Here is a 20,316-nt window from a genome sequence, read left to right on the forward strand (position 1 = left end):
GCCGCGTGCTGCTAATCTCGCGCTCAACTAGACAGTGCCTAGTTCAGACAACGGAGACCCGCATGCATCCCACCTTGGTGTTCGCCGACCGGACGTGGTCGCCCGCGGCCATGGCCGAACTGGCCGACCGCATCTCGGCCGGCCTGCGCGCGCTCGGCGTGGGCGAGGGCGACACCGCGGCCGTGATGTTGCGCAACGGCCCGGCCTACGTGGCCACCACCATCGCCTGCCGACGCGCGGGCGTCTACCTGGTCTCCATCAACTGGCATTTCAAAGCGGCCGAGGCGGGCTTCCTGCTGGCCGACAGCGGTGCGCGCGTGCTGCTCTTGCACGAGGATCTGCAGGCGCAGATCGCCGGTGGCGTGCCCGAGGGCGTGGCCTTGCAGGCCGTGCCCGCCGACGAGGCGCACGGCGATGCCTGGGCCAGCGCCTTTGCACAGGGCCAGGCGCCGCTGCCGCCGGCCACGGCGGTGGCCTTCAACACCGTGGTCTACACCTCGGGCACCACGGGGCGGCCCAAGGGCGTGCGCCGCCTGCCCGTGCCATCCGAACGGCGGGCGGCGCTGGACGCCGCCAGCCAGCAGGTCGGCCGCACCGTCTATGGCGTCACGGCGGCCTCGCGCGCGCTGCTCAGCGCGCCCATGTACCACAGCGCCACCATGTCCTTCGTGCTGAGCTGCTGCGGCGCCGGTGCCACGCTGGTGCTGGAGCCGGGCTTCTCGGCCGAGCGCACGCTGGCGCTGATCGAACGCCACCGCGTCACCCACGCCTACCTGGTGCCGACCATGTACCAGCGCCTGCTGGCCTTGCCCGATGCCGAGCGCAGCCGCCACGACCTCTCGTCGCTGCAACAGGTCTCCTCCACGGGCTCGCCCTGCGCGCCCGAGCTCAAGCGCCGCATGATCGCGTGGTTCGGCCCCGTCATCACCGAGGCCTATGGCTCCAGCGAGGCTGGCTACACCACCTTCATCGACAGCGCGGGCTGGCTGCAGCGCCCCGGCTCGGCCGGGCGCGCGCTGGGCGACGCCCAGGTGCGCATCCTCGACGCCGAGGGCCAGCCGGTGCCCACGGGCCAGATGGGCCTGATCTACGTGCGCCAGCCTGCCATGCCCGACTTCAGCTACATCGGCCGCGACGATGCGCGCGCCGCGATCGACCAGGGCGGCCTGGTCACGCTGGGCGACATGGGCTACCTGGACGCCGACGGCTACCTGTTCATCTGCGACCGCCAGTCCGACATGGTGATCTCCGGCGGAGTGAACATCTACCCGGCCGAGATCGAGGCCGAGCTGCTGACCATGCCGGGCGTGGCCGACGCGGCCGTGTTCGGCATTCCCGACGCCGAGTTCGGCGAGGGCCTGGCCGCGGCCGTGCAGTTGCGCCCTGGTGCCGCCGTCGATGCGTCCGCGGTGCAGGCCTGGCTGCGCGAGCGCCTGGCCAACTACAAGGTGCCGCGCACCATCGCCTTCCACGACAGCCTGCCGCGCGAGGACACCGGCAAGATCTTCAAGCGCAGGCTGCGCGCGCCCTACTGGGAAGGCGTCGCGCGCCGCATCTGAGCCCTTTTCGTTCACACCCCGGAGACCTGCCGCCATGAGCCTGCCCCCCATCCTGTCCCAGCGCCTGCGCCTGCCCGTCGTGGCCTCGCCGCTGTTCATCATCTCCAACCCCGACCTGGTCATCGCCCAGTGCAAGGCCGGCATCGTGGGCTCGTTCCCCGCGCTCAACGCGCGGCCGGCCGATCAGCTGGAGGTCTGGCTGGAGCGCATCACGACCGAACTCGCCGAGCACGACCGGCTGCATCCCGAGGCACCCTCGGCCCCGTTCGCGGTCAACCAGATCGTGCACCGCTCCAACGACCGGCTCGAACACGACATGGCCGTCTGCGCAAAATTCAAGGTGCCCATCGTGATCACCTCGCTGGGTGCGCGCACCGAGATCAACGACGCCGTGCACGCCTGGGGCGGCATCGTGCTGCACGACGTGATCGACAACGCTTTCGCGCACAAGGCCATCGACAAGGGCGCCGACGGCCTGATCGCAGTGGCGGCCGGAGCCGGCGGCCACGCGGGCTTCCAGTCGCCGTTCGCGCTAGTGCAGGAGATCCGCGAATGGTTCGACGGCCCGCTGCTGCTGTCCGGCGCGATCGCCTCGGGCCGGGCCATCCTGTCGGCCCAGACGCTGGGCGCGGACCTGGCCTACATCGGCTCGGCCTTCATCGCCACGCAGGAGGCCAACGCCGCCCCGGACTACAAGCAGATGATCGTGGACAGCAGCGCCAAGGACATCGTGCACACCAACCTCATCACGGGCGTGCACGGCAACTACCTCAAGCCCTCGATCCGCAACGCCGGCATGGACCCGGATGCGCTGCCGACCAGCGATCCGTCCAAGATGGACTTCGGCTCCGACCGCCAGAAGCCCAAGGCCTGGAAGGAGATCTGGGGCTGCGGCCAGGGCATCGGCGTGCTGCGCGACGTGCCGCCGGCCGGCGAGCTGGTGGCGCGCCTGGCGCAGGAGTACAGCGCAGCCCGGCGCGAATGGGTGCAGCGTGTGCTGCCAGAGGTGGCGCAGGCGGCCTGAGCCGTTCAGCGCGGCGGGGTGGCGCCGCGCCTGGCGGCCATCTCGTTGCCCATGGCCTGCTGCTGCAGAGGCGTGAGCCCGCCGGTGACCACCGGGAAGGCCATGGCCTCTTCGGCCGCCAGGTGCCGGCGGTACAGCGCAGCGAACTGCCTCCAGCGCGCCACCGCGGCCGGTAGCGCCTGGGCATCCAGCCCACTGTCGACGACGGCCAGCAGGTCCGGCCGCAGCCGCGCCCAGTCGTGCTCCATGACCTGGTGGTCGGCGCGCAGCCGCGCGGCCAGGCCTGCCTTGCCGCGCTCGCGCAACAGCGGCAGCACGTGCAGTTCTTCGTCCTGGTGGTGCAGCGGCGCGGCGATGTCGAAGTAGCGCAGCACATCGGCCGCGGCGCTGCGGGCCTGGGCGTCGCAGCCCTGCGCGTGCAGGTGCCGGCCCAGGCGTCCGAGCAGGTCCAGCGAACGCTCCATGCGCGCGTGGCAGGCCGCCAGCATCTCGAAGGGCTGGTCGAAGCCGACGCTGGGGCCGGTGTGCAGCAGCGGGTGCGGGGAGTTCATGCGCACCGGCATTGTCCTCGCCGGTCCGCACGGACGCGCATGACCGCAGGCATGAAGAGGCCGGCGTTTGACCCGCATCAAACGCCGGCCGATTTCTCAGAAGCCTTCCAGCACGATCTTGCCGCGCGCCTGGCCGCTCTCGAGGTGGGCATGGGCACGACGCAGGTTCTCGGCGTCGATGCGGCCGTAGTGCTCGCCGATGGTGGAGCGCAGCAGGCCGGTGTCCACCAGGCGGGCCACCTCGGTCAGCAGCCGGTGCTGCTCGACCATGTCGGGCGTCTGGAACAGCGAACGCGTGAACATCAGCTCCCAGTGCAGCGAGACCGCCTTGCGCTTGAGCAGGGAGATGTCGATGCTGCCCGGCTTGGGGTCGTCGATCAGCCCGAAGCGGCCCTGCGGCGCGATCAGTTCGGCGATCTGCGCGAAGTGCTTGTCGGTCTGCGTGAGGCCGACCACGTAGCGCGGCGCGGGCAGGCCGGCGTCCTTCAGCGCCTGCGCCAGCGGCCGGCTGTGGTCGATCACGTGGTGGGCGCCGAGCTTGCGCACCCAGTCCTGCGTCTCGGGCCGCGAGGCCGTGGCGACCACGTTCAGGCCCGTCAGGCTGCGCGCGAGTTGCAGCAGGATGGAGCCGACACCACCGGCCGCGCCCACGACCAGCAGGCTGTCGTTGCTGGGGGCGGTGTCGCGCGCGATGCCGAGCCGGTCGAACAGCAGTTCCCAGGCCGTGATGGCGGTGAGCGGCAGCGCGGCGGCATCGGCGTCCGTGAGGCTGGTGGGTGCCAGCGCCGCGATGCGCTCGTCCACCAGGTGCAGTTCGGCATTGGCGCCGGGCCGGTTGATCGCCCCCGCATACCAGACGCGCTGCCCCGGCTGGAACAGCGTCACGGCGCTGCCCACCGCGCGCACGGTGCCCACGGCATCCCAGCCCAGCACCTTCCAGCCGCCGGGTTCGGCGCTGGTGCTGGCGCGCACCTTGGTGTCGACCGGGTTCACGGCGATGGCGCGCACCTCGACCAGCAGGTCGTGCGGGCCGGGCGTCGGGTCGGGCAGGGTCACGTCCTGCAGCGCGCGCGGGTCGCTGATCGGCAGGGCGTTCTGGTAGGCGATGGCTTGCATGGTGATCTTTCCGAAAAACAAGGGAGTGGCGTGAGTGTGGCGCGGCTTCACGCAGCAATACAGCGGCCAGGGCGCGAATCACTTTCAAAGAAAATGGAACGATGACCCGGATTGCCGACCTCGAACTGCTGGTGCGCGCGGCCGAACTCGGCAGCCTCACGGCCGCGGCCCGCGCGCTCGACTGGTCGCCGGCTGCCGCCAGCGCCGCCGTCAAGCGCATGGAGGCGCAATGGGGCGTGCCGCTGTTCGTGCGCAGCACGCGCAGCCTGCGCCCCTCGGCAGAGGGCGAACGGCTGCTGCCGCATGTGCGCCAGGCCCTGCAGGCCTTGCAGCAGGCGCGCGACGCCGCGCAGGCCCAGCACCAGGCGCTGCAGGGCGAGCTGCAGCTGGCCCTGCCGTCCGACCTGGGCCGCCATGTGCTGTTGCCCTGGCTGGAGGAATTCCAGCAGCGCCACCCGCAGCTGGCGCTGCGCCTGCACCTGGCCGACCGCAACAGCGACCTGCTGCGCACGCCGATCGACCTGGCCATCCGCTACGGCGCGCCCGATGCGGCCACGCAGGTGGCGCTGCCGCTGGCGCCCGACAACCGCCGTGTGCTGGTGGCTTCGCCCGGCTACCTGGCGCAGTTGGGCAGCCCGGCCACGCCCGAGGACCTGGGCACGCGCGAGGCGCTGCGCTTCATGCTGGGTGGCGAGGTGCCGGCCGCCTGGCCGCTGCAGGTCGATGGCCAATGGCGGCAGGTGGCCGTGCAGGGCCGCCGTTCGGCCAACGACGGCGAGGTCGTCAAGCGCTGGGCGCTGGCCGGCCTGGGCATCGCCTACAAGTCCTGGCTGGACGTGGCGGCCGAACTCGCGGCCGGCCGGCTCGTGCACGTGAACCCGCACTGGCTGGGCGAACCCTCGCCGCTGGCCCTGGTGGTGCCGGCGCGCCGGCAGCTGACACCGGCCGTGCGCAGCCTGCGCGACTGGCTGCATGCGCGCTTCGCCGCGATGGCGAAAGGAGAGCTCAGCGCTTGAATGGCTGGCCGGCCAACTGGTAGCCGGCCTTGATGCCCTTCTTGGCGAACCAGCCCACGTTCATCTCGAGCACGAAGCGCACGGGCTTGGCCGAGCAGTGCGAATCGGTGGTCTGCGGCTTCATGTCCACCAGGTTCACGATCACGCCGCCATCGTCGACGAAGGCCGCGGTCAGCGGCAGCAGCGTGTTCTTCATCCAGAAGCACTGCACGCCGGGTTCCTCGAAGATGAACAGCATGCCCTCGTGCTGCGGCATCTCCTTGCGGTTCATGAGACCGATCTGGCGCTGCAGCGGCGTGGTGGCCAGCTGCACGTCCAGGTGGTGCATGCCGGCTGCGAGCTGGGTGCGCGGCAGGTCCAGCTGCGGCCCTTCCTGGGCCAGGCCGGCGCCGGCGAAGCTGGCGAGAAGCAGGGGGGCGAGCAGGCGGAGCAACAGACGCATGACGGCGGTCTTTCGGTGGCGGCAAAGCGGCCATTCTTCCACGCTGTGCCGTCGCTTGCGCGGCAGGGCTTGCCGAGGGGCGAAGGCTAGAATCCGCGCGCTGTTCGTCCGGTGCGAAGCCGTGCCGCGCACCGCGTCCCAGATTACCCAAGCCTGCGCCGGAGTTTTCCCCCACCATGTCCCAGCACATCGCGCTGCCCGCCCGCGGCCAGAAGATCACGGTCAATGCCGACCATTCGCTGAACGTGCCCGACGAGCCCATCATCCCGTTCATCGAAGGCGATGGCGTGGGCCGCGACATCACGCCGGTCATGCGCAAGGTGGTCGATGCGGCCGTGGCCAAGGCCTACGGCGGCCAGCGCCAGATCCAGTGGATGGAGGTCTACGCCGGCGAGAAGGCCACGCGCCTGTACGGCGCCGACACCTGGCTGCCCGAGGAGACCGTGGCCGCCGTGCGCGAGCATGTGGTGGCCATCAAGGGCCCGCTGACCACGCCCGTGGGCGGCGGCATCCGCTCGCTCAACGTCAAGCTGCGCCAGTTGCTCGACCTGTACGTCTGCCTGCGCCCGGTGCGCTACTTCAAGGGCGTTCCTTCGCCGCTCAAGGAGCCCGAGAAGACCGACATGGTGACCTTCCGCGAGAACTCGGAGGACATCTACGCCAGCATCGAGTTCGCGGCCCAGACGCCCGAGGCAAAGAAGCTCATCGACTTCCTGGTGAAGGACATGGGCGTCACCACCATCCGCTTCCCCGAGACATCGGGCATCGGCGTCAAGCCGGTCTCGCGCGAAGGCACGGAGCGCCTGGTGCGCAGGGCCCTGCAGTACGCCATCGACCACCAGCGCGACAGCGTCACGCTGGTGCACAAGGGCAACATCATGAAGTTCACGGAAGGTGCCTTCCGTGACTGGGGCTATGCGCTGGCGCAGAAGGAATTCGGTGCCGAACGCATCGACGACGGCCTGTGGTGCCGCTTCAAGAACCCCGACACGGGCAAGTGGATCATGGTCAAGGACGTGATCGCCGACGCCTTCCTGCAGCAGATCCTGATGCGCCCGGCCGAGTACGACGTCATCGCCACGCTGAACCTCAACGGCGACTACATCTCCGACGCGCTGGCCGCGCAGGTTGGCGGCATGGGCATCGCGCCAGGCGCCAACATGTCCGACACCGTGGCTCTGTTCGAGGCCACGCACGGCACGGCGCCCAAGTACGCCGACAAGGACTACGTGAACCCCGGCTCGCTGATCCTGTCGGCCGAGATGATGTTGCGCCACATGGGCTGGAAGGAAGCCGCCGACCTCGTCATCCACGCGATGGAGCAGGCCGTGTTGTCCAAGAAAGTCACCTACGACTTCGCGCGGCTCATGGATGGGGCCACGCAGGTCTCGTGCTCGGGCTTCGGGCAGGTGATGGTCGATCAGATGTAGCGCAGCGTCACCTCATCCGATTGCGTCTCATCGGTTGTTGGATTTTTAGAAGATCCGCGGCCTTTGTGTTTCAAGGCGTCTCACGGTTTTTCGCGAAATCCCGCCGTTTGGGGGTCGAAATTGGCGTGAATTAAGGCCGGCGGTCGGAGCAGATGGGTCGAGCGCGGTTCGTGCGCGTTCCGTTCTGGAGCCCGCCCGTCGCACATTGCCGGATCTACCCCACGGGTTGTCGCTATGTGGAGTCGTTGTGGCTCAGAGCCAGGCCGTAGGCCCGAATGAACGTCCCCACCGTTGGGTCTCGACAGGCGTCAAAAGTTGGGAAGGGATGCGACACGACACACCCACTCGGCAGACGACGCATTTTGTTTCAGATTTGAAGTCTCGCCCCAGTTTCCAGGACCTGGTGGACACGGTCACAGTGCTGGCCCATGGCTCCCGCTCTCAGGTCGCACACGTTCGACGGTCCACCGATATGGTGACCGACACGACCGAGTCCGGCGGAGCAGATGGCGACGCATCAATGTCCACGCAGATGAAGAGCTCCGGTGGTTCGGGACGCGACAACCTCGAATCGCAGTAGTACAGTGGCAATCTGAATCCGTCTGTGTCGGGGCTGGTCCTGGGTCAACCAAAGGAGCCAAACTGGATGGGAGCGGGGACAACCAAGAGACCAGTGCTGGACCTTTCCAGCCATGGCGGGCCTTCCTTGGGACCGAAACGCCCGGTGCTCGCAACGCACGTGGAAGCGCCATCGATCGGGCAAGAGCAGGACGCCGAACTCACGGTGAACCAGGCGGCCGACCAGACTGCGCCGCTGCTGGACTCCCCGGCAAAAGGTTACAACTTGTCCCACGCCGACTTCCGCCTGCTTGTCGAGAAGATCCAGGCGGCGATATTCGTGATTCAGGACAATCGGTTTCTTTTTGTGAATCCGAAACTGGCGCAGTTGTTCGGCTACACCCGCCAGGAAATGCTGGGCGCCATGGACCCGGTCCTGTTGAGCGCCCCTGAAGACCGTGACCACGTCAGGCGCCAAGTGGAGCGGCGCATCACGGGTGTTCCCGGCGTGGCCTATGAGATCGACTGCGTGCGCAAGGACGGATCCCGCTTTTGCGCCCAAGTCTGGGGGATCCGGATCGGGATTGCCGGCAAGCCGGCCGATCTGGTCACCATGCACGATGTCAGCGAAATCAAGCGGGCTGCGCGTGTTGCCCAGCAAAGGGCAGCGTTGCTGAGCAATGCCGAAGAACTCGCCCGCATAGGCTCAGCCGAGGTCGATCTCGCGACCGGCGCGATGACCTTGTCCGCGGGCATGTTCAACATCTTCGGCGAGAGAGCGAGCGACGAACCTGTGACGAAGGCCTGGCTGCTGTCGCGTGTTCCGGCGGAAGACCGGCCTTACGTGGAGGCCATCAGCGAGGGCGTCTCACCTGGAGAAACCTGCGAATTCCAGCATCGGATCGTGCACGCCGATGGCAGCCTGCGGACCGTGGTGCACCGGGCGCTGGCGGAGGCCGACGACCAGGGCAGCATGGTGCGCACGGTGACCATCTTGCAGGACATCACGGTGCAGCGCGCCGCGGAGCAGAGGCTGGACGTCCTCGCCAATTCCGACGACATCACGGGCTTGCCCAACAGGAGCGCCCTGACCGACCGGCTCGACACAGCGCTGCGGCGGGCGCAGCGTGAGGACTGCCGGCTGGCCGTGCTGGGCATCGAGATCGACCAGTTGAAGCTGGTCAGCGAGTCGCTCGGCTTTGCGGGCGGCGACCAGTTGCTGCTGGATGTGGGGCTGCGCATGCGCAGCCGCTTGGGGCCAGACGATCTGCTGGCTCACTTCGGGGGCGGAGAGTTCGCCGTCTTGCTGGCACCCGCTGCGGGCTTGGATGAACGCGCCGCCCAGGCCACCGCCGCCCTGCTGATCGAAGCATTGGTGCCGCCGTTCATGGTGGGCGACAGCGAAGTCAAGGTCACTTGCGGTGTCGGTATTGCCTTGTTCCCCATGCATGGCGACGACCCCGACAAGCTGCTCCACCAGGCGCAGGCCGCGATGTACCGCGCGCACGAGACGGGCAAGAACCAGATCTGCATCTTCAGTGAGGACATGCATTCGAAGGCTGTCGCCCGCCTGGCCATGGAATCGGGTTTGCGCAGGGCGCTGGAGCGCGAAGAGTTCGAGCTGTACTACCAGCCCAAGCTCGATCTCGAGAAGGGCAGCGTCACCGGCATGGAGGCTCTGCTGCACTGGAACATTCCGGGGCAGGCCCCGCTCTCCGGTTCGGCGTTTGTCGGCGTGGCGGAGGAGACCGGCCTGATCGTGCCGATCGGCGAGTGGGCTTTGCGCACGGCATGCAGGCAGGCGCTTGCATGGCAGCGTTCTGGCGTAGCGCCGCTGCGGGTGGCGGTGAATCTGTCGGCCCGCGAGCTGCGCCAGCCGGACATCGTGCGGCGTGTCCATTCCATTCTGGTGGAGACCGGCCTGGACCCGCGCGGTCTGGGCCTGGAGATTTCCGAAGGCGTGCTGACCGACGAGAGCGCGCATGTGGCGCGGGTCCTGGGCGAGCTCAAAGCGCTCGGCGTCGAGATCTCGCTGGAGGACTTCGGCACCGGCCACTCGAACCTGAGCTACCTGCGCACGCTGCCGATCGACGTGGTCAAGGTCGACCGCTCCTTCGTGCACGACGTCACGGCGGCGCCGCAGGACGTGTCTATCACGCGCGCCATCATCACGATGGCACACAGCCTGCAGATGAAGGTGCTGGCCGAAGGGGTCGAGACCGAGGGGCAACTGGCGTTGCTGATCGCCAACCACTGCGACCAGATGCAAGGCAGGTATTTCAGCGCGCCCGTTCGAGCCGATGGCATGGCCACGATCCTGCGCGAGGGCAGGAAGCTGCCGAGCCACCTGCTGCTTCGGCGCGCCCACCAGCGCACCTTGCTGCTGGTCGACGATGAAGACAACATCGTCGCATCGCTCAAGCGGCTGCTGCGCCGCGATGGCTACCACGTGGTCACTGCCAACAGCGGCGCGCAGGGCCTGCAGCGGCTGGCCGAACACTCGGTGGACGTGATCGTCTCGGACCAGCGCATGCCAGGCATGACGGGCGTGGAGTTCCTGCGCCGGGCCAAGGAGCTGTATCCCGACACGGTGCGCATCGTGCTGTCGGGCTACACCGAACTGCAATCGATCACCGACGCCATCAACGAAGGCGCGATCTACAAGTTCCTGACCAAGCCGTGGGACGACGCGCGCCTGGCGGGCCACATCGCCGAGGCGTTCAACCACAAGGAAATGGCGGACGAGAACCGGCGCTTGGGCAGCGCCGTGATCGTGGCGAACCACGAGCTGAGCGAGGTGAACGAACGCCTGCAGAAGCTGCTGTCCACCCAGCGGGAGCAAATCAACCGGGAGGAGAGCAGCCTGACGGTGGCACGTGAGGTGCTGGACAACATTCCGGCGGCCGTGATGGGCATCGACATCGACGGCATGATCGCCTTCGTCAACGCCGACGCTGAGCAACTGTTCAACCACGCGGCACCGGTGCTGGGGCGGGACGCCGACGACACCCTGCCCGCTGAGCTGCGGCACATCTGGCGCGCCGCCGACGGGGCGCGGCACAGCGTGTCGGTGCTGAACCGGCGGTACAGCGTGGTGTGCCGCGCCATCAGCGGCAACCATGCGCGCGGCGCCCTCCTGGTCTTGACGCCGGTGGACCGCACGGACGAAGCCGGATAGCGCCATGCAGACCACGACCACGTCCCTGGATGCCGTCGAGGACGGCGCGGTACTTGCGGAGCCGGTGTGCGACGACCGCGGCCAACTGCTGCTGCCGGGGGGCACTCAGCTCACCGAAAGCCTGGTGGCCAGCTTGCGCAAGCGCGGCGTGCTGACGGTGGTCGTCTCCGCTGCGCCAGCGTCGCCTGAGCCCGCGATGGATCCGGTGGCGCGGCAGGCGCGGGTCGATGGGCGCATGAAGCACCTGTTCCGGCATGCGCTGAGCACCGGTCATGTCAACCCCTTGCTGCACATGGTGTCGCGCTATCGGTTGGAGGATCCACAGTGACTCCGTTGTCCACCGACGAAATCGCAGCCAGTGTGCGCGACCTGCCTGCACTGCCGGCGGTGGTGATGGAGCTGATCCAGTCCATCGGAGACGCCAACGCCAATGCCGAGTTGCTGGCGACCAAGATCTCGCATGACCAGGCACTGGCCGCGAAGACTCTGCGGCTGGCGAATTCCTCCTTCTACGGCTTGTCGCGCCGGGTCACGTCGATCTCAGAGGCCACCACCATCTTGGGCTTGCGGACGCTGCGCAGCATTGCGACTGCGGCGGGTCTGGTGAGCGGGTTTTCGGATGCGGCCTGCAAGGGCTTCCATTTCGATGCGTTCTGGCGCCATGCGATCGGCACGGCCCTGTGCGCCAGGTCGCTGGCCCAGGCGCTCCGGCTGGACGAAGATGCGGCCTTCACCCTGGGCCTGATGCACGACATCGGCCGCCTGGTATTGGTCAGCTGCTACCCCCAGCGCTACGCGGCGGCGCTCGCGTACCGAGGCGAAGTCGACTGCGTGGTCAGCGATGCAGAGCGGTTTGCGTTCGACACGGACCACGCGTCGGTGGGTGCCATGGTGGTGGAGCGCTGGCACTTTGCGCCCTCGGTCGTGGCGGCGATCGCCAGGCACCACGCCCCGCAGGCCGGCGCGGAAGAACGTCTCGTGGACTTGCTGCACGTCGCCGACAACATGGCGCACGCCCTGGATCTGTCGCACCTCGCAGACGACATGGTCCCGCCGTTGTCGATGGCGGCCTGGTCACGGCTCGCGCTGACCGAGAGTGTCTGCGTGCAGGTATTTCGCGCCACGGAGAGTCAGCACGACGCCGTGTGCCAGGCCCTGTTGACGTAGGAGCAGGTTGTGAGCATTCACATGAATCGGGGAGAGCCGCCATCGCCAGCCGCCGCGCCCCTGTCCCTGGATCCGCAGGGCATCACCGGTGACCAGGTGAAGGAGCTGCTGCGGGCCAATGATGAGTTGAAGCAACTCAATTCCCGGCTTTCGGACGCACAGGACAAGCTGATGCAATCGGAGAAGCTGGCCTCCATCGGCCAGCTCGCCGCGGGGGTGGCGCACGAGATCAACAACCCCATCGGCTTCATCTTCTCGAACTTCGGCACGCTCGAGCGCTACCTGGCCGACTTGTTTGAGATGCTCGGCGCCTACGAGGAAGCAGAAGCTGCGCTGGCAGGCACGCCGACGGGCGAGCGGCTGAAGGCCCTGCGCGACAAAGTCGAACTGGACTTCCTGAAAGAAGACATCCCCACCTTGATGAGCGAATCCAAGGACGGCATCACGCGCGTACGCAACATTGTGCAGAACCTGAAGGACTTCTCCCGCGTCGACACCTCCCAGGAATGGGTCGTCGCGGATCTGCACCACGGCCTCGACTCGACGCTCAACATCGTCAACAACGAGATCAAGTACAAGGCCGAGGTCGTGAAGGCGTATGGCGAGCTGCCCGACATCAAATGCCTGCCCTCCGAACTCAACCAGGTCTTCATGAACCTGCTGGTCAACGCGGCCCACGCGATCCAGTCCGAGCGCGGGACCATCACGATCCGCACCGGCACCGAGGGAGACCGGGTCTGGGTCGAGATCGAAGACAACGGCGCAGGCATCGCCAAGGAGAACCTGGGCCGCATCTTCGACCCGTTCTTCACCACCAAGCCCGTGGGCAAGGGCACGGGGCTGGGTTTGTCCCTGTCGTATGGCATCGTCAAGAAGCATTTCGGCCAGATCGATGTGTTCAGCGAAGTCGGCACGGGCACCCGTTTTCGCGTGACACTTCCGGTGCACCATCCGGACAAGGAGGCCTGAGGCGTGGATGCACAGCCCGGACCGGAACCGACATCCGGCGCCGCCAATGCCGCGCAGCCGGGGACCGACGAGGCCACGGCGGCGCCCTGGAAGATCCTGTGCGTGGACGACGAGCCGAACATCGTCGCGGCGTTGAGACGGCTGTTTCGCAGCAGCGGTTACCAGGTGCTGACAGCCACGAGCGGCGCCGAGGCGCTGGCACTGCTGGCGCAGGAGCCGGTGAACCTGATCATCTCCGATATGCGCATGCCGGGCATGGATGGCGCGCAGCTGCTGGAAAAGGTGCGCAACGGGTGGCCTCAGACGACCCGCGTGCTGCTGACCGGCTATGCGGACATGAAGTCGACCGTGGCAGCCATCAACAGCGGGGAGGTCTACCGCTACGTGACCAAGCCTTGGGATGATGCCGAGCTCCTTGCCACCGCGAGGCAGGTCTTCGAGCAGCAGGCGCTGCGGCGCGAGAAGGAGCGGCTCCAGGCCCAGGTGCACGCGAAGAATGCGGAGCTGGCCGAACTCAATGCCACGCTGGAGCAGAAGGTCGTGGCACGCACGGCGGAGCTGTCCGAACTGAGCCAGAAGCTGAAGAAGAACTACCTGACATCGATCAAGGTGTTCTCCAATCTGCTGGAGTGGCGCGGCGGGCAGCTGTCGGGGCACTCTCGGCGGGTGGCCGACCTGGCACGCCGCACTGCGCGTGCGATGGACATGAGCAATGCCGACCGGCAGGACCTGTTCATTGCCGGCCTGCTGCATGACATCGGGCAGATCGGCTTGTCCGACGGCGTGCTGGCGCGCCCGGTGCCCAGGCTGACCGAAGACGAAGTCACGACCTACCGCAAGCATGCCGCGCTGGGCGAGCAGGCCTTGATGGCGATGGACGACATGCAGACGGTGGCAGGGCTGATTCGCACGCACCACGAGCGCCACGATGGCCTCGGCTATCCGGAAGGGCTTGCCGGCGACAAAATTCCGTTGGGTGCGGCCATCCTTGCCGTCGCGGACACCTTCGACGACCTGCAGATTGGCCACCTCAGCACGACGCCGCTGAATGCGGCGGATGCACGGGCGATGATTGCGCGCGGCCGGGGAACCCAGTTCCATCCCGAAGTGGTCGACGTGTTCCTGCAGGTCCTGCTGGAAGCGGCGCCCGCCGCCGAGGAGCCTCCCGTCATGGTGGCGGCGATCGATCTGCGGGCGGAGATGGTATTGGCGCGCGACCTGGTCTCCAGCGATGGCGTGGTGTTGCTCGCGGCTGGCCACGTGCTCACGCCGGAGTTGATCCGGCGGCTGCACATTCGCCAGAACCGTGATGGCGCGACCATGCTGCTGGCGATCCGAAAGCGAAAGAAGCCATGATCCAGGCACTGGGCGGCGCCGGGCACACACACCAAGGAGGCCGGCTGGCGGCTGCGGGGCAACATTGGTGCGGCGAACTGACAGCCGAGGAGGCCGGGTGCCGCCGACCCGGTGCGCTCGCAGGGGGCATGCTTGTGCAATGGGCCCGAGCGGCGGGGTGCTGGTCCCGCTGCAGGGTAGGCATGAGTAGCGCCGGCCGACGATCCGACCGGCGGTGCATCGGGGCGCACGTGATCAGCGATTGCCATGCACGACAGCGCGGGCCCGAAGCGGCCGCCCACGGCCAGAGAGGCCTTGGGTGACACAAACGCTGGACGTCCTGCTGATCGAAGACCAGGCGAACGACGCCGAACTGGTCGTGCGCGCGCTCCGGTGCGGGGCTTTCGACTGCGCGCATCGCCGGGTCGCGACCGAAGCCGATTTTCGCCGGCAGATCGCGCACCGCCTGCCGCAGGTGATCCTGTCGGACTTCAGCGCGCCCCTGTTCGGCGGCATGCGGGCGCTGGCGGTCGCACGCGATATCTGCCCCGACGTTCCCTTTGTCTTCGTGTCAGGGGCGGTCGGCGAGGAGAACGCCATCAAGGCGCTGAAGGGCGGCGCGGCCGACTACATCCTCAAGCATGACCTGGGCCGGCTGGCGCCCGCGGTGGAACGCGCGCTCAACGATGCCCTGGCGCTCGACGAGCAGCGGCGCATGCAGGCCGCCGTGCTGCACAGCGAAGTCCGCTTCCGGCTCGCTGCCTCCGCCGGCGATGTGTGGGATTGGACCGTGGCGACCGGAGCGGCGGTCATCTCATCCCAGTGGAAGCAGCGCCTGGGCTATGCAGACCACGAGATCGAGAACACGGCACAGGCATGGCTTGCGCTGCTGGAGCCCGATGACCGGCAGATGGTGCTGCGGGCCTTCAGCGCGCACATCAAGTCGCAGGTGCCCTACGACGTGGAGTACCGGGCGCGTGCCCGGGACGGAAGCTACCGCTGGTCACATGCCAAGGGCCAGGCCCTGTGGGACGAGCGTGGACGTGCCATCTACATGGCAGGTACCGTCAGCGACATCACGGAGCGCAAACTGGCGGAACAGAAGGTCACGCGGCTGAACCGCGTGTACGCCGTGCTGAGCGGCATCAACGGGCTGATCGTGCGCGTGCAGAGCCGCCAGGAACTGTTTGCCGGGGCTTGCCAGATCGCGGTCGGCGCGGGGCAGTTCCGCCTGGCCTGGCTGGGCACCATCGGGCCGGGGAAGCGCCAGGTCGTGCCGGCCGCCTGGAGCGGCGTCGGCGACGACTACATAGGGCACATGCCGCTCAGCCTGGACGAGGCCGACAAAGGGCACTACGGCCTGGTCGGGCAGGCTATCGCCGCGCGCCAGCCCATGCTGGTGCAGGACATCGGGGCCGACCCCCGCATCGTGCTGAAGCAGGAGGCGTTGGCGCGCGGGCTGCACAGTTTCGTCATCCTGCCGCTGGAGGTCGCCAGCGAGGTCGTCGGTGCCATGGCCTTGTACACGGGCGAGACCGGCTTCTTCGACGACGAGGAGATGACCTTGCTGCGCGAGCTTGCCAGCGACATCGCGTTCGCCATCGACCATCTCGGCAAGTCCGAGCAGCTGAACCACCTTGCCTACTACGATGCGCTGACGGGTCTTCCCAACCGGAGCCTGTCGCATGACCGTCTCAGCCAGATTCTGCAGGCCCAGCGCCATGAAGGCGGCGAACGAGGCCAGGTCGCGTTGGCGCTGATCAACATCGACCGCTTCAAGCTGATCAACCACACGCTCGGACGCCACGTCGGTGACGCGCTGCTCAAGCAGACGGCGGAGCGGCTCGCGGTGATGCTGGGCTCGACCGATCGCCTGGCGCGGGTGGGCGGCGATCACTTCGCCGTCATCCTGAACTACCGCAGTGAGCCGGCCGAGGTGGCCCATTTCTGCGATGGCCAGATACTGCCGGTTCTGAGCAGGCCGTTCGAGGTAGACGGTCGGGAGCTGCGTCTCACCTGCCGGATCGGGATTGCCCTGTTTCCCAGCGACGGCGATGACGCCGAGACATTGCTCGCCAATGCGGAGATGGCCGCCCGTACCGCCGGTTCGGCGGAAGGCCGCTACCAGTTCTACGCGCCTCTGATGAACGCCAAGGTGACGGGCAAGCTCAACATCGAGAACAAGTTGTACCAGGCGTTGGGGAGGGGGGAGTTCGTCCTGCATTACCAGCCCAAGGTCAACCTGCAGGAAGGAACCGTGGTGGGCGTGGAAGCCCTCATCCGGTGGAACGATCCCGAAGCCGGACCGGTTTCGCCCAGCGTCTTCGTTCCCATTCTTGAAGAAACAGGCATGATCGTGGACGTGGGGCGATGGGTCCTCCAGCAGGCGATCGCGGACCTGCAGGCATGGCAAGGCGCCGGGCTGGACGCTCCGCGCGTTGCGGTCAATGTGTCGACGGTCCAGTTGCGCCGAAAGGACTTCTTCTCGGTGCTGGAGAAGGCCCTGGCAGTTGGCGGTGGCGGCAAGCCCCTGCTCGATCTGGAGTTGACGGAGAGCGTTCTGATGGAAGACATCGACGCCAATGTGGCGCTCTTCAGGGCGATCCGCGAACTCGGGGTGCGGATCTCCATCGACGACTTCGGGACAGGCTATTCGTCGCTCAGCTATTTGAAGCGCTTTCCCATCGACTATCTGAAGATCGACCAGAGTTTCGTGCGCGACATTGCGACCGATCCGGATGCGGCGGCGATCTGCGTCGCCGTCATCGATCTTGCCCACAACCTGAAGCTCAAGGTGATTGCGGAGGGCGTGGAAACCGAAGGCCAGATGAACTACCTGCGCCGGCGGCACTGCGACGAGATGCAGGGCTTCTTCTTCAGCCGGCCGGTGCCGGCCGCGGAGATCGCCACCATGCTGCGCGATCGCAGGACGCTGGCGCTTCCGGAAGCGGCAGATGCGGAGAAGAAGACCTTGTTGATCGTCGACGACGAGTCAAGCGTCCTGTCGGCCATGCGGCGCCTGTTGCGCCGCGATGGGTACGAGATCTTCGCGGTCGGCAGCGCGCGCGAAGGCTTCGAGGTGCTGGCGCGGCATGAGGTGCAGGTGATCATGTCCGACCAGCGCATGCCGGAGATGAACGGCACAGAATTCCTGTCGCGCGCGCGCGACCTTTACCCGGATACGATCCGCATCGTGTTGTCGGGCTACACCGATCTGGAGTCGATTGCCGGGGCGATCAATCGGGGAGCGATCTACAAGTTCCTGACCAAGCCCTGGGATGACGACCTGCTGCGCGAGAACGTCCGCGAAGCGTTCCGGCACCACGACGCGGCAAAGCGCCAGCACTGAACTTCGCGCGAGAAATACCTGCGGTCTTCGTGCCGCGTGAGCGGAAGGCAAGCCGATGAATGTTGAGCACAACCGGCGGATCCTGCTGGTCGACGATATGCCGGCGATCCACGAGGATTTTCGCAAGATCCTGTTGATGCCTGCCGCATGTGGCCTGGACCAGATGGAGGCTGCTCTCTTCGGCTCTTCCGCGGAGCAGCCCGCTCCAAGCACACTGCCTGGATTCATGCTCGACTCGGCCTACCAAGGGCAAGAGGCAGTCGCCATGGTCTGCGCGTCGCTGGAGGCCAAGCTTCCCTACGCCATGGCCTTCGTCGACATGCGCATGCCGCCTGGCTGGGATGGCGTGGAGACGATCGAACGGATCTGGCAGAAGGACCCGGAGTTGCAGGTCGTGATCTGCACCGCCTACGCGGACCACTCCTGGGCCGAGGTCCTGCAGCGGCTGGCGGCGCGCGACCGGCTGCTGGTCCTGAAGAAGCCCTTCGATCCAATCGAGGTCAGCCAGTTGGCCAGCACGCTGACAGCCAAGTGGGACACCACGCGGCAGGCCGTGTCGCAGCTGCACCGGCTTGAAGAGGCCGTGCTCGAACGCACCGCCGAGATCATCGAAGCCAACCGCTTGCTCCAACAAGAGATGGCCGAGCGCAAGCACCTGCAGAGCCAGCTGGTGCAATCGGAAAAATTGGCCTCGATCGGACAGCTGGCCGCAGGCGTGGCGCACGAGATCAACAACCCGATCGGATTCGTTCTTTCGAATTTCGGTGCGCTCGAACGGTACGTGAACAGCCTGTTCGAGATGCTGGCTGCCTATGAAGCGGCCGAAAAAGGCATGGGTGCATCGGATGCGACGGCTGCGCTCGAAGGCCTGCGCGATCGGCTGGAATTGCAGTACCTCAAGGAGGACATGCCGGTGCTGATGCGCGAGTCGAAGGAGGGGATCGCCCGGGTCTGCCGCATCGTGCGGGACCTCAAGGATTTCTCGCATGTGGATTGGCCCCAGGAGTGGGTGTGGGCCGACCTGCACCATGGCATCGATTCCACGTTGAACGTCGCCGCCAGCGAAATCCGGGGCCGTGCGCAGATCGACAAGGCCTACGGGAGCCTGCCCGAGATCGAATGCCTGCCCGCGCAATTGAACCAGGTGGTGCTGAACCTGTTGACCAATGCACTCCATGCGATGGAGTCCAGGTGCGGCAAGATCATCATCCGCACCGGCGCCGCCGACGGTTGGGTCTGGTTCGAGGTGGAAGACGAGGGCACCGGCATCGCCCCCGACATCGTGAACAGGATCTTCGATCCGTTCTTCACCACCAAGCCGATCGGGCAGGGCACGGGCCTTGGGCTGTCGCTGTCCTACGGCATCGTGCAGAAGCACAGGGGGCGCATCGAGGTACGGAGTGCCCTGGGGCAGGGCAGCATCTTCCGCGTGGTGCTGCCGGTGCGCCCGTCATCGGTGCAGACGCAGGCGGTGTCGGCCGGACCCTGAAGGCAGCGATCACCTGACCGGCTCCGCGCTTGCGCAGAACAACCGAGGATATGCCATGGACCAGCAAAAGGCTCGCTGCACAGGCGCGGGGAAGGGCGCCCGGGAGATGGCCGCAGTGCCGCGGTTGTCGCTGCGATGCGGGCTGCTGCTGGTCGCCATGTCGGCGTGGGCGCCAACGCTGGCGTTCTCGGCGCTGCTGGACGAGCCGATCCAGCCCATCCCTCTGAGCCTGAAGCAGGATCCTGCACGTGCCGAGATCGGGCGATCACTGTTCCACGATCCACGGTTGTCCATCAACAACCGCGTATCCTGCGCCAGCTGCCACGACCTGAAGAAGGGCGGTGCCGATGGGCGCGATCACTCGCTTGGCATGGACGGCAGGCCGACGGACGTCAACACGCCGACTGTATTGAACTCGGCCTTCAACTTCAGGCAGTTCTGGAATGGCCGCTCGCCCTCGCTGGAGGACCAGGTGGACCACGTGGTGCGCAACCCGACCGAGATGGGGTCGAAGTGGGACGAGATCATCCGAAGGGTGGCCGGCGACCCCAAGTACAAGTCAGCGTTCGCCGCTGCCTACAAGGACGGCGTCACCCAGGTGAACATCCAGAGTGCGCTTGCGACCTACGAGCGCACCCTGATCACACCCAACGCGCGCTTCGACAAGTATCTGCGTGGCGATGTGAACGCAATCTCCGCCGCCGAGAAGGCCGGCTACGCGAAGTTCAAGCAGTACGGTTGCGTCGCCTGCCACCAGGGTGTGAATGTCGGGGGCAACATGTTCCAGAAGTTCGGCATCATGGGAGACTATTTCGGGAAGCGCGGCAACCCGACCGAGGCCGATCTGGGCCGCTACCTCGTGACCCGGGTGGAGGCCGACAGGCATGTCTTCAAGGTGCCCAGCCTGCGCAACGTGGCGCTGACCGCGCCCTACTTTCACGACGCCTCGGCCAAGACGCTGGAAGACGCGGTCGATGTGATGTTCCGCTACCAGCTGGGACGTGTGGCATCGAAGGAGGACAAGGAAGCCATCGTGCGGTTCCTCCACACGCTCACCGGCGAGCTGGATGCCAAGCCATGAAGCTCCTGAGCCGTCCGCCGGCCTGGCTTGCGATGTCGCTCGCGGCCGCCGT

The 20,316-nt window shown here is 67.0% G+C and carries 15 protein-coding genes; 12 read left to right on the top strand and 3 right to left on the bottom strand.

What is annotated here, in order from left to right; translation table 11 throughout:
* The first annotated feature begins 62 nt into the window (after window positions 1-62).
* Together ASF45_RS22660 and ASF45_RS22665 are read left to right on the top strand one after the other, a co-directional pair.
* Entirely contained in the window at window positions 63-1,559 is a 1,497-nt protein-coding gene (locus ASF45_RS22660) for an AMP-binding protein (protein ID WP_056668278.1), read from the top strand.
* 34 nt (window positions 1,560-1,593) lie between these two features.
* On the top strand, window positions 1,594-2,583 hold the full coding sequence (locus ASF45_RS22665) for a nitronate monooxygenase family protein (RefSeq protein WP_056668281.1): 990 nt from the start codon (window positions 1,594-1,596) through the stop codon (window positions 2,581-2,583).
* A gap of 5 nt (window positions 2,584-2,588) precedes the next feature.
* Here ASF45_RS22665 and ASF45_RS22670 read toward each other — a convergent pair whose 3' ends face one another.
* Together ASF45_RS22670 and ASF45_RS22675 are read right to left on the bottom strand one after the other, a co-directional pair.
* Window positions 2,589-3,134 (bottom strand): hemerythrin domain-containing protein, encoded by a 546-nt coding sequence (locus ASF45_RS22670; protein WP_056668801.1) that lies wholly within the window; start codon window positions 3,132-3,134, stop codon window positions 2,589-2,591.
* 96 nt (window positions 3,135-3,230) lie between these two features.
* On the bottom strand, window positions 3,231-4,250 hold the full coding sequence (locus tag ASF45_RS22675) for a zinc-binding alcohol dehydrogenase family protein (protein ID WP_056668285.1): 1,020 nt from the start codon (window positions 4,248-4,250) through the stop codon (window positions 3,231-3,233).
* A 101-nt stretch (window positions 4,251-4,351) separates the two neighbouring features.
* Between ASF45_RS22675 and ASF45_RS22680 the strand changes: the two genes are divergently transcribed.
* The gene (locus ASF45_RS22680) at window positions 4,352-5,266 is read left to right on the top strand and encodes a LysR family transcriptional regulator (RefSeq protein WP_056668288.1); all 915 of its coding nucleotides are present in this window, start codon (window positions 4,352-4,354) and stop codon (window positions 5,264-5,266) included.
* Here ASF45_RS22680 and ASF45_RS22685 read toward each other — a convergent pair.
* Window positions 5,256-5,708 (bottom strand): DUF192 domain-containing protein, encoded by a 453-nt coding sequence (locus tag ASF45_RS22685; RefSeq protein ID WP_056668291.1) that lies wholly within the window; start codon window positions 5,706-5,708, stop codon window positions 5,256-5,258. The two genes, ASF45_RS22680 and ASF45_RS22685, sit on opposite strands and share 11 nt — an antisense overlap.
* Window positions 5,709-5,884: 176 nt before the next feature.
* Between ASF45_RS22685 and icd the strand changes: the two genes are divergently transcribed.
* The 9 genes from icd to ASF45_RS22730 all read left to right on the top strand — a co-directional run bounded on the left by icd (window position 5,885) and on the right by ASF45_RS22730 (window position 20,264).
* Window positions 5,885-7,138, top strand: a complete 1,254-nt coding sequence (icd, locus tag ASF45_RS22690; RefSeq protein WP_056668294.1) for an NADP-dependent isocitrate dehydrogenase — start codon at window positions 5,885-5,887, stop codon at window positions 7,136-7,138.
* A 673-nt stretch (window positions 7,139-7,811) separates the two neighbouring features.
* Entirely contained in the window at window positions 7,812-10,874 is a 3,063-nt protein-coding gene (locus tag ASF45_RS22695; protein WP_162244047.1) for an EAL domain-containing protein, read from the top strand.
* 4 nt (window positions 10,875-10,878) lie between these two features.
* Entirely contained in the window at window positions 10,879-11,202 is a 324-nt protein-coding gene (locus tag ASF45_RS22700) for a hypothetical protein (protein WP_056668300.1), read from the top strand.
* 5 nt (window positions 11,203-11,207) lie between these two features.
* Complete coding sequence (locus ASF45_RS22705) at window positions 11,208-12,041, top strand: HDOD domain-containing protein (RefSeq protein ID WP_235581004.1); 834 nt, start codon at window positions 11,208-11,210, stop codon at window positions 12,039-12,041.
* Between the two features lie 9 nt (window positions 12,042-12,050).
* Window positions 12,051-13,010: an ATP-binding protein gene (locus ASF45_RS22710; RefSeq protein ID WP_235581005.1), complete on the top strand. Its 960-nt coding sequence runs from the start codon at window positions 12,051-12,053 to the stop codon at window positions 13,008-13,010.
* 3 nt (window positions 13,011-13,013) lie between these two features.
* Window positions 13,014-14,366, top strand: coding sequence for an HD domain-containing phosphohydrolase (locus ASF45_RS22715; protein ID WP_063887747.1), 1,353 nt, complete (start codon window positions 13,014-13,016; stop codon window positions 14,364-14,366).
* 298 nt (window positions 14,367-14,664) lie between these two features.
* The gene (locus ASF45_RS22720) at window positions 14,665-17,694 is read left to right on the top strand and encodes an EAL domain-containing protein (protein ID WP_056668312.1); all 3,030 of its coding nucleotides are present in this window, start codon (window positions 14,665-14,667) and stop codon (window positions 17,692-17,694) included.
* Window positions 17,695-17,749: 55 nt separating this feature from the next.
* Window positions 17,750-19,183, top strand: a complete 1,434-nt coding sequence (locus ASF45_RS22725; protein ID WP_056668315.1) for an ATP-binding protein — start codon at window positions 17,750-17,752, stop codon at window positions 19,181-19,183.
* 55 nt (window positions 19,184-19,238) lie between these two features.
* On the top strand, window positions 19,239-20,264 hold the full coding sequence (locus tag ASF45_RS22730; protein WP_235581006.1) for a cytochrome-c peroxidase: 1,026 nt from the start codon (window positions 19,239-19,241) through the stop codon (window positions 20,262-20,264).
* Window positions 20,265-20,316: the final 52 nt, after the last annotated feature.

Origin of the sequence: Pseudorhodoferax sp. Leaf265 (assembly GCF_001422365.1) — a bacterium.
Taxonomy (GTDB): domain Bacteria; phylum Pseudomonadota; class Gammaproteobacteria; order Burkholderiales; family Burkholderiaceae_C; genus Pseudorhodoferax.

Bases quoted from the DNA above. Each gene is read 5' to 3' on its own strand.
- ASF45_RS22660 (WP_056668278.1), top strand. From the start codon at position 63: ATGCATCCCACCTTGGTGTTCGCCGACCGGACGTGGTCGCCCGCGGCC.
- ASF45_RS22665 (WP_056668281.1), top strand. From the start codon at position 1,594: ATGAGCCTGCCCCCCATCCTGTCCCAGCGCCTGCGCCTGCCCGTCGTG.
- ASF45_RS22670 (WP_056668801.1), bottom strand. From the start codon at position 3,134: ATGAACTCCCCGCACCCGCTGCTGCACACCGGCCCCAGCGTCGGCTTC.
- ASF45_RS22675 (WP_056668285.1), bottom strand. From the start codon at position 4,250: ATGCAAGCCATCGCCTACCAGAACGCCCTGCCGATCAGCGACCCGCGC.
- ASF45_RS22680 (WP_056668288.1), top strand. From the start codon at position 4,352: ATGACCCGGATTGCCGACCTCGAACTGCTGGTGCGCGCGGCCGAACTC.
- ASF45_RS22685 (WP_056668291.1), bottom strand. From the start codon at position 5,708: ATGCGTCTGTTGCTCCGCCTGCTCGCCCCCCTGCTTCTCGCCAGCTTC.
- icd (WP_056668294.1), top strand. From the start codon at position 5,885: ATGTCCCAGCACATCGCGCTGCCCGCCCGCGGCCAGAAGATCACGGTC.
- ASF45_RS22700 (WP_056668300.1), top strand. From the start codon at position 10,879: ATGCAGACCACGACCACGTCCCTGGATGCCGTCGAGGACGGCGCGGTA.
- ASF45_RS22725 (WP_056668315.1), top strand. From the start codon at position 17,750: ATGAATGTTGAGCACAACCGGCGGATCCTGCTGGTCGACGATATGCCG.
- ASF45_RS22730 (WP_235581006.1), top strand. From the start codon at position 19,239: ATGGACCAGCAAAAGGCTCGCTGCACAGGCGCGGGGAAGGGCGCCCGG.